The sequence below is a fragment of the Phenylobacterium aquaticum genome (assembly GCF_947378715.1).
Taxonomy (GTDB): Bacteria; Pseudomonadota; Alphaproteobacteria; order Caulobacterales; family Caulobacteraceae; genus Phenylobacterium; species Phenylobacterium aquaticum_A.
In genome coordinates, this window is sequence record NZ_CANCLE010000166.1 from 1 (window position 1) to 8183 (window position 8183).

Sequence of the window (8183 nt, forward strand, 5' to 3'; positions counted from 1 at the left end):
CGGGTGGCGGGCGCCGAGCCGCCCGACGGTCTTGAGGCCCAGCGGTCGGACGATCATGTCGCGAAGCGCCAGCAATCCCTCGACCCAGGCCGGCGTCACCCCTTGGGCCCGCGCGGCGATTTCGGTCGCGGTCAGGGTCGGGTCGCGAAGGTCCGCCTCCCAGGCGTCGAGGTAGGTGGCCTGGGCGATCTTGGCCTGCAGCCGACTCTCGGACGGGAAGGCGATTTTCCGGACGGACGGCATGGCGGGCTCCCGGCTACTCGGCCTCGCCATAGGCCTCAGCCAGCCAGGCCTGGACCTCGGCGTCGAAGTCCCCGCGGGTCTCCAGCCGAACCCGGTGGCTGAACATCGCGTTGAAGCTGCCCGACAGCTCCAGTCGCCCGACCGGCGCGCGGTTCTTCAGATTGAGCCCCAGGTCAAGGCGGGTGCGCGTGCTGGGCTGGACCAGGGCGAACTGCCTGCGCCGCCTCAGGCTGACATTGGCCTTCTTGGGTGCGACTTCGACGTCCCCGCCCAGGCCTGCGGCGAAGGCGACGACCGCGTCATACAGTGGACGCAGCGCGGCCTTGTCGCCCTCGAATAGATGGGCCGCCGGATCGTCCGTCGATCGGGGCGCGGCGGCCTCGAGGGCGCGCTTGGCCACGTGATTGGCGTGGCCGTGGGAGAGGCCGTGATCCGCCTTCAGCCAGGCCATGATCTGTCCGTGCTTCTCGAAGCCCTTGGCCTGGACGAGATTCACCCACTCGGCGACCGCCTTGCCGGTCTGGGCCGCCAGATTGCGTTCGAAGGTCGAGACCGCCTGATCGAGCGAGGCCATGCCCGTCTCCATGGATTGAGCGGACCAGCCTGACCTTGCCGGCCGCCCCTGACCAGCCGAAATCGGCGCGACGGCGGCCTGATCCCGTCCACGAAAACGGCCCCGGAGGTTTCCCTCCGGGGCCGCTTAAGCGTTCAAGACCTGCCGCGCGAGCGCGCGGCGCGGGTCTTACTTGATCACGACGGTCGCGCCGGCTTCGGTCAGCTTCTTGGCGACTTCTTCGGCGTTTTGCTTGGAGACGTTCTCGACGACGTTCTGCGGAGCGCCTTCGACCAGGTCCTTGGCTTCCTTCAGGCCGAGGTCCGGACGGACGCCGCGGACTTCCTTGATCACGTTGATCTTCTTGTCGCCACCGGCGGTCAGAACAACGGTGAACTCGGTTTGCTCTTCCACGGCTTCCACAGCGGCGGCGGGGCCGGCGGCGGCCACGGCCACCGGAGCGGCGGCGGAAACGCCCCACTTTTCTTCCAGCAGCTTGGACAGCTCAGAGGCTTCCAGGACGGTCAGGGCGGAGAGGTCTTCGACCAGCTTTTCAAGCTTCGACATTTGGGTTCAGTCCTTTGATAGGGTGTGTTCGGAAGATGACGATCAGGCGGCGTCTTTGGCGGCGTAAGCCGACATGACGCGCGCGAGCTGTGCCGCCGGCGCCTGCAGAACGCCCGCGATCTTGGTCGCCGGAGCTTGCACGAGGCCGATGATCTTGGCGCGGAGCTGGTCGAGAGACGGCAGAGTCGCCAGAGCGCTCACACCGGACTTGTCCAGAACCTGTAGACCCATGAAGCCGCCGATGATGGCGAGCTTCTCGTTTTCCTTGGCGAACTGGGTCGCGACCTTGGCGGCGGAGACAGGGTCCGGCGCATAGGCGATGGCGACAGGGCCGGTGAAGAGGGCGTCGCCCTCCGCGCCGATCGAACCGTCCAGAGCCTTTTGAGCCAGGGTGTTCTTCACCACCTTCAGCTGGGCGCCTTCCTTGCGGAGGCGGCCCCGAAGATCGGTCATTTCCGCAACGGTCAGACCCAGATTGTGGGTCACGACCACGGCGCCGGCGTTATCGAAGACGCCCTTGAGCGTATCGATGAACTCCTGCTTTTGAGCGCGGTCCATTGCGGTCTCCATACTCAGGTCCGGCCCCGGGACGATTCCCGAGACCGCAAATGATCCCGTGCACGGGACAAGCCCGCGCTTTGAGATCAGCCTGTCCTTGAGAAGCCGCAGTCTCCACGCCCGCGCCGCGATGCGGCCGGACGGCGAAACCTCATCTTCCCGTCTCCCTGCGACCGGGGGAAGGCTCTCCCCCCGCGTTACGGCTTCCGGTGACCCCGGAGACCTCGAAGTTCATGGACAGGATCGGGGGGCTTGGCCCCCCAACCCGCCTCCCCTTACGGAGAAGCGAAACTCTAGAAGGCGCGGCTCTTACACGGGAACGCGGGGGAACTCAACCGCCCTCAGGCGACGGCGACGTCCGTCAGCGAAAAGTCGTCCCCCTTGAAGAGCAGGGCCGCGCCATGGGTGCGGGCGCAGGCATAGGCGAAACAGTCGCTCATGTTCAGCCGGGCGGGATGGCGGCCCTTGCCGTAGCGGTCGAAAGCGTCGAGCGCGAGCTCGCGTTCCGCCTCGCCGATGGGGACCAATCTGATGTCGTTCACCCTAAGCATGTCAGTCACATCCTGGCGCGCCGCTTTGACGTCTCCCTTGACGGACCGGGCCACCACGGCGACCGTTTCATAGACGGCGACCGCCGAGGTCAGCAGCCCCGTTTCGCCCAGCAACCTCGCCGCCAACATGTCAGCGTCAGGCTCACCCAACAGGATGGCGCACAGGGCGGAAGCGTCGACGAAGATCAAACGTCTTCCTCACCGGACAGCCAGTCGAAGAACGCCTTGTCAGCCACGAAGCCCGTCCGGCCGCGCTCAGCGATGCGCGCCTGAATTTCGCGGATCCGATCCATTTGCGACGGCGCCTCGCCCACGCGCTCAAGTTCGGCGGCGACGGCCAGCTTGATGGCGTCGGTGATGCCCACCCCGCGTTTGCGGGCCAGTTCGCGGACCAGGGTGTCGGTCTCGGGGTCGCGTACGTGAAACGCCATGGGGCCTCCGTCTAGACGGATAGATAGCATGATCTAGACGTGTAGCGAAACCCGGCCTCAGCCGGTCCAGACCGCCTTGCGCTTCTCCGACCAGGCTTTCACGCCCTCTTTATAGTCCGGCGCCTTGATCATCTCCTCCAGCAGCCGCTCGGCCGCCTGGACGGAGGCCGCGGCGTCGCGGTGCAGGTCGCGGTAGATCTGGCGCTTGGTCTCGCGCGCCGAGCCGGGAGCGACGCCCTCGGCCAGCATCCGGGCATAGGCCATGACCTCGGCCATCAGGGCGTCGGGGGCGACCAGGCGGTTCAGGAAGCCCATGGCCAGGGCCTCCTCCGCCGTGAACACCCGGCTGGACAAGAGGATGTCATTGGCGTGGCTCAGGCCCACGATCCGGGGCAGCACCCAGGACAGGCCGAACTCGGCGGGGAAGTTGAACCGGCCATGGGCGGCGGTAAACTTGGCCCCGGCCGCAGCGAACCTCAGATCGGCGAAGGCGGCCAGCACAAGGCCAACGCCAGCCGCCGGGCCATTGATCGCCGCGATGATCGGTTTGCCGACCCCGAAGTGATAGGCGAAGCTGGCGTCGAAGGCCGGGTCCACCCCAAAGCCGGGATTGGCGATGTCCTCGTCGGTGCCGGGATCATAACGGCCCTTCTCGGCGTGACCGTCGAGGGCGCCAAGATCGGCCCCGGCGCAGAAGGCCTGGCCATCGGAATCGCCGGTCACCACGATCACCCGCACCTTCGGATCCAGGTCGGCTTCCCGCAGGATCCAGCGGTATTCGGTATGCATCCGCCCAGTCCAGGCGTTGCGCCGCTTGGGCCGGGCCAGGGTGACAGTCGCTATGCCGTCATCGATCGCGTAGCGGGTGGTCTTCAGCTCCATGACCGCCTCCCCCGCCCCGGCGCCTAGGCCCGCTCGAAGATCGCCGCTATGCCCTGGCCACCGCCGATGCACATGGTCTCCAGGCCATAGCGAGCGTCGCGACGCTGCATCTCGCGCAGCAGATTGGCCAGGATTCGGCCGCCGGTGGCGCCGATCGGGTGGCCGAGCGAGATGCCCGAGCCATTGACGTTCAGCCGGTCGCGCTCGTCCCAGCCCCAGCCCTTCAGCACGGCCAGCACCTGGGGGGCGAAGGCTTCGTTCAGCTCGACCAGGTCGATGTCGTCCCAGCCCATGCCGGTGCGGGCGAACAGGCGCTCCACGGCCGGAACCGGACCGATGCCCATCCGCGACGGCTCGCAGCCCGCGGCGGCCCAGCTGACGAACCAGCCCATGGGATCGAGATTCAGCTCGGCGAGCTTGTCCTCCGACACCACCAGGCAGGCGGCGGCGGCGTCGTTCTGTTGGCTGGCGTTGCCGGCGGTGACCACGCCGTTCTTCTCGATGGCGCGCAGCTGACCGAGGCTCTCGGCCGTGGCGTCGGCGCGCACGCCCTCGTCCCTGGCGAAGATGACGGGATCGCCCTTCTTCTGCTTCACCGAGACCGGAACCAGCTCGTCGTCGAACTTGCCGGCGGCCCAGGCAGCGGCGGCGCGCTGGTGGCTCGTCGCGGCGTATTCGTCGCATTCCTCTCTGGAGATCTGATAGTCGCGGGCCAGGTTGTCGGCGGTCTCGATCATGCCGGAGATCACCCCGAACCGCTCGACCGGCTGGCTCATCACCCGGCCGCGCTGCAGGCGGTCGTGCATCGTCACTGAGCCCATGCGCGCGCCATTGCGCATATCGGTGGTGTAGTATTCCACATTGCTCATGCTCTCGACCCCGCCGGCCACCACCACATCGGCGACGCCCGTCTGGACCATCATGGCTGCGTCGATCACCGCCTGCAGGCCGGAGCCGCACCGCCGGTCCAGCTGGTAGCCGGGCACCGAGATCGGCAGGTCGGCGGCCAGCGCCGACCAGCGGGCGATGCAGGGCGCCTCACCCGAGCCATAGCCCTGGGCGAAGATCACGTCGTCGATGCGGGCCGGGTCGATCTTCGTCCGCGCCACCAGCTCGCGCAGGATCACCGCGCCGAGTTCGCCCGCGGTCATGCTGGCCAGGCTACCCTGGAATTTGCCCACCGGCGTGCGGATCGGCGAGACGATGGCGGCGCGTTTCATGGGAATTCCTCCGACGGGTTTTCACCGTCAGTGAAGTCCGCCGGGGCGCCGGTCAAGTGCGTCAGACACGAAGAAGGGCGCGACGTCGCCGTCGCGCCCTTCCCTGTTCCGTCAGATCGCAGGGATCAGACGCCGATCGAGCCGGCGTCGATCTTGAAGCCCGGGCCCATGGTGGACGAGAGGCTGATCTTCTTGATGTAGGTGCCCTTGGCGCCGGACGGCTTGGCCTTGTTCAAGGCGTCGACCAGAGCGCGGACATTGGCCAGGATGGCGTCGTCGGTGAAGCTCGCCTTGCCGATGCCGGCGTGGATGATGCCGGTCTTCTCGGTGCGGAACTCGATGGCGCCGCCCTTGGCGTCCTTCACGGCCTGAGCCACGTTGGGCGTCACGGTGCCGACGCGCGGGTTCGGCATCAGGCCGCGCGGGCCCAGCACCTTACCCAGACGACCGACCAGGGCCATCATGTCCGGCGTGGCGATCACGCGGTCGAATTCCATGAAGCCGCCCTGGATGCGCTCGACCAGCTCCTCGGCGCCGACGATGTCGGCCCCGGCGGCGGTGGCTTCAGCGGCCTTGGCGTCCTTGGCGATGACCGCGACGCGGACGTCACGACCGGTGCCCGACGGCAGGCTGACCACGCCACGGACCTGTTGGTCGGCGTGACGCGGGTCAACGCCCAGATTGACGGCGATCTCGATGGATTCGTCGAACTTGGCGGTGGCGTTGGCCTTCACCAGCTTCACGGCGTCGGTGACGGCGTGGGCGACCAGACGGTCGCCGGTCCAGGCTTGGATGCGCTTGGCTTGCTTGGTCATGGCTTAGGCCTCCACGATCTGCAGGCCCATCGAACGGGCGGAGCCCTCGATGATCTTGGCCGCGGCGTCGATGTCGTTGGCGTTCAGGTCCTTCATCTTGTGCTCGGCGATCGCGATCAGCTGGGCGCGCGTGATCGAACCGGCGACCTCGCGGCCCGGCGTCTTGGAGCCGGACTTCAGGCCGAGCGCTTCCTTGATGAAGTGGGTCGCGGGCGGGGTCTTGGTGATGAAGGTGAAGGACTTGTCCTGATAGACGGTGATGATCGTCGGCAGGGGCGTGCCTTTGACTTCCTTCTCAGTGCGCGCGTTGAACTCCTTGCAGAAGCCCATGATGTTCACGCCGCGCTGACCGAGCGCCGGCCCGATGGGCGGCGAAGGCGTGGCGGAGCCCGCCTTCACCTGCAGCTTGATATAGCCCAGAATTTTCTTGGCCATGTTCTCCTCTTTGACCGGTATCCGGTCTGTTGAGCCGTGGTGCGGAGATTGGCGCTCCTCCCACGGATTTGAGCCGCAGCCGGTGGACCCGGCGCGGCGAAAGGCGGGCTCTTAGCAGGGGCCGGGCCGGGACACAACCGCCCGGGCCCTATGAACCACGAAGGACGTATGTGGTTCGTGGTTCGAAGCGGCGATCGGGCGCGCATCGCCCCCTCAATCGAAACATGAGGCGGGCGGAAAGACCACTCAGGCGGGGATAGCCCGCCTTCGCAAGATCAGGAGGTCTTTTCGACCTGGCCGTATTCGAGCTCGACCGGGGTGGCGCGGCCGAAGATGGAGACGGTGACGCGCAGGCGGGCGCGCTCTTCGTCGACCTGTTCGACCGAGCCGTTGAAGCTGGCGAACGGACCGTCGGTGACCCGCACCTGCTCGCCGATCTCGAAGGAGATGGTGGGCTTCGGCCGCTCGACGCCCTCTTCGATGGCGCCGATGATGCGCGCGACTTCCTTTTCCGAGACCGGCTGCGGCTTGTTCTGGCTGCCCAGGAAGCCGGTGACCTTCGGCGTGTTCTTGATGAGGTGGTAGGCCTCGTCGGTGAGCTCCATCTTCACCAGGACATAGCCCGGGAAGAACTTGCGCTCGGCATTGACCTTGCGGCCGCGACGGATCTCGACGACGTCCTCGGTGGGCACCAGGATGTCGGAGAAGGTGTCGTCCAGGCCCTGATTGTGCGCCTGCTCACGGATCGATTCCGCGACCTTCTTCTCGAAGTTCGAATAGGCGTGGACGATGTACCACTTGTGGCGCGGATTGGCGGCCACGGGCGTTTGGGTCTCGGCGTTCATTTCTCTTATCCCGCCTTCGCGAATTTCAGGACCAGACCGACGAGGAAGCCGATCAGCGCGTCGGCGCCGAACAGGAACGCCGAGGCCATCACCACCATGATCGCCACCATCACCGAGGTGATCCAGGTCTCCTTGCGGCTCGTCCAGGTGATCTTGCGCGCCTCGGCGCGGACCTCACGGGCGAACTGGGCGGGGCTGGTGCGCTTCTTGGGGGCGGCCGCCGGCTGAGCCAGGGCGGACGCCGGCGCCATGGCCGCGGCCGTCTTGGCGGCGCGATTTTTCATCGCTTGCGGCGTTGAACCCGGTTTCCTGGCCATCAAGGCGTCTCGACACTCTCTAGATAAGGGCGGCGGACCTCCGCGCCCGGGTCTTACATAGTCATAGATTGGCAGGAGTGGAGGGACTCGAACCCACGACCCTCGGTTTTGGAGACCGATGCTCTACCAGCTGAGCTACACTCCTACGCACCTTCCCCTCGCGGGGCCGGTCTCCGGAACAATGAACAGCGCGCCGGAAGGACCTTCCGGCGCGCTCGGCTCATCGCCGGAGCCGCGCGGTTTAGCAGCGAGCCTGCTTCGGAGCAAGAGCGGCGGCGGTGTTCCCGAAAGTGAAATTGAAACAAAGAAAAGGCCGCCCGGGTTTCCCTGGGCGGCCTGGTCTTCAGCGTCACCCTCTGACGAGGGCGGCCCTTCGCTTACGCTACGGGCGTTCGGCGCGGCGATCGACAAATCGTTGTCGATCGCATCCGGTCCGCCTGAGCGGACCGGCGCTTCTCACTATTCGATGATCTTGGACACCACGCCGGCGCCGACGGTCCGGCCGCCTTCGCGAATGGCGAAGCGCAGGCCCTGGTCCATGGCGATCGGGGTGATCAGCTCGACGTCCAGCTCGGCGTTGTCGCCCGGCATGATCATGTCCCCGCCTTCGCGCAGCTTGATGATCCCGGTCACGTCCGTCGTGCGGAAGTAGAACTGGGGACGATAGTTGGTGAAGAACGGCGTGTGACGGCCGCCCTCTTCCTTCGTCAGGATATAGGCTTCGGCCACGAACTTGGTGTGCGGAGTGATCGAACCCGGCTTGCAC

Annotated in this window: 12 protein-coding genes, 1 tRNA gene and 1 pseudogene; all 14 read right to left on the bottom strand. The window is 66.6% G+C overall.

The features are described from left to right. On the bottom strand, positions 1–243 hold a 243-nt coding region (locus tag Q7P21_RS17270), incomplete at its 3' end, for a DUF2867 domain-containing protein (RefSeq protein WP_304178084.1). A gap of 13 nt (positions 244–256) precedes the next feature. Continuing rightward, the gene (locus Q7P21_RS17275) at positions 257–817 is read right to left on the bottom strand and encodes a DUF5655 domain-containing protein (RefSeq protein ID WP_304178085.1); all 561 of its coding nucleotides are present in this window, start codon (positions 815–817) and stop codon (positions 257–259) included. Positions 818–985: 168 nt separating this feature from the next. Next, complete coding sequence (gene rplL, locus Q7P21_RS17280) at positions 986–1363, bottom strand: 50S ribosomal protein L7/L12 (RefSeq protein WP_304170832.1); 378 nt, start codon at positions 1361–1363, stop codon at positions 986–988. Between the two features lie 42 nt (positions 1364–1405). Further along, a complete protein-coding gene (rplJ, locus tag Q7P21_RS17285; RefSeq protein ID WP_304170834.1) occupies positions 1406–1921 on the bottom strand; it encodes a 50S ribosomal protein L10 in 516 nt (171 codons plus the stop codon). Positions 1922–2262: 341 nt separating this feature from the next. Continuing rightward, on the bottom strand, positions 2263–2661 hold the full coding sequence (locus Q7P21_RS17290; protein ID WP_304170836.1) for a type II toxin-antitoxin system VapC family toxin: 399 nt from the start codon (positions 2659–2661) through the stop codon (positions 2263–2265). Continuing rightward, positions 2658–2903 carry a type II toxin-antitoxin system VapB family antitoxin gene (locus Q7P21_RS17295; protein ID WP_304170838.1) on the bottom strand — a complete coding sequence of 82 codons (246 nt, stop codon included), beginning with the start codon at positions 2901–2903 and terminating at the stop codon, positions 2658–2660. Before Q7P21_RS17295 ends, Q7P21_RS17290 begins: the two co-directional genes overlap by 4 nt. Before the next feature lie 57 nt (positions 2904–2960). Next, positions 2961–3785, bottom strand: a complete 825-nt coding sequence (locus Q7P21_RS17300) for an enoyl-CoA hydratase-related protein (RefSeq protein WP_304178087.1) — start codon at positions 3783–3785, stop codon at positions 2961–2963. Positions 3786–3808: 23 nt separating this feature from the next. Beyond that, entirely contained in the window at positions 3809–5005 is a 1197-nt protein-coding gene (locus tag Q7P21_RS17305; RefSeq protein WP_304178089.1) for an acetyl-CoA C-acetyltransferase, read from the bottom strand. Between the two features lie 125 nt (positions 5006–5130). Next, positions 5131–5820: a 50S ribosomal protein L1 gene (rplA, locus tag Q7P21_RS17310; RefSeq protein ID WP_304170843.1), complete on the bottom strand. Its 690-nt coding sequence runs from the start codon at positions 5818–5820 to the stop codon at positions 5131–5133. A gap of 3 nt (positions 5821–5823) precedes the next feature. Beyond that, positions 5824–6255 (bottom strand): 50S ribosomal protein L11, encoded by a 432-nt coding sequence (rplK, locus tag Q7P21_RS17315; protein WP_304170844.1) that lies wholly within the window; start codon positions 6253–6255, stop codon positions 5824–5826. 275 nt (positions 6256–6530) lie between these two features. Next, positions 6531–7100, bottom strand: a complete 570-nt coding sequence (nusG, locus tag Q7P21_RS17320) for a transcription termination/antitermination protein NusG (protein ID WP_304178090.1) — start codon at positions 7098–7100, stop codon at positions 6531–6533. Positions 7101–7105: 5 nt separating this feature from the next. Then, entirely contained in the window at positions 7106–7417 is a 312-nt protein-coding gene (secE, locus tag Q7P21_RS17325; protein ID WP_304178092.1) for a preprotein translocase subunit SecE, read from the bottom strand. Positions 7418–7486: 69 nt separating this feature from the next. Beyond that, positions 7487–7562 (bottom strand) — tRNA-Trp (locus tag Q7P21_RS17330). 314 nt (positions 7563–7876) lie between these two features. Continuing rightward, positions 7877–8183: pseudogene (gene tuf, locus Q7P21_RS17335) on the bottom strand (elongation factor Tu); the annotation flags it as partial.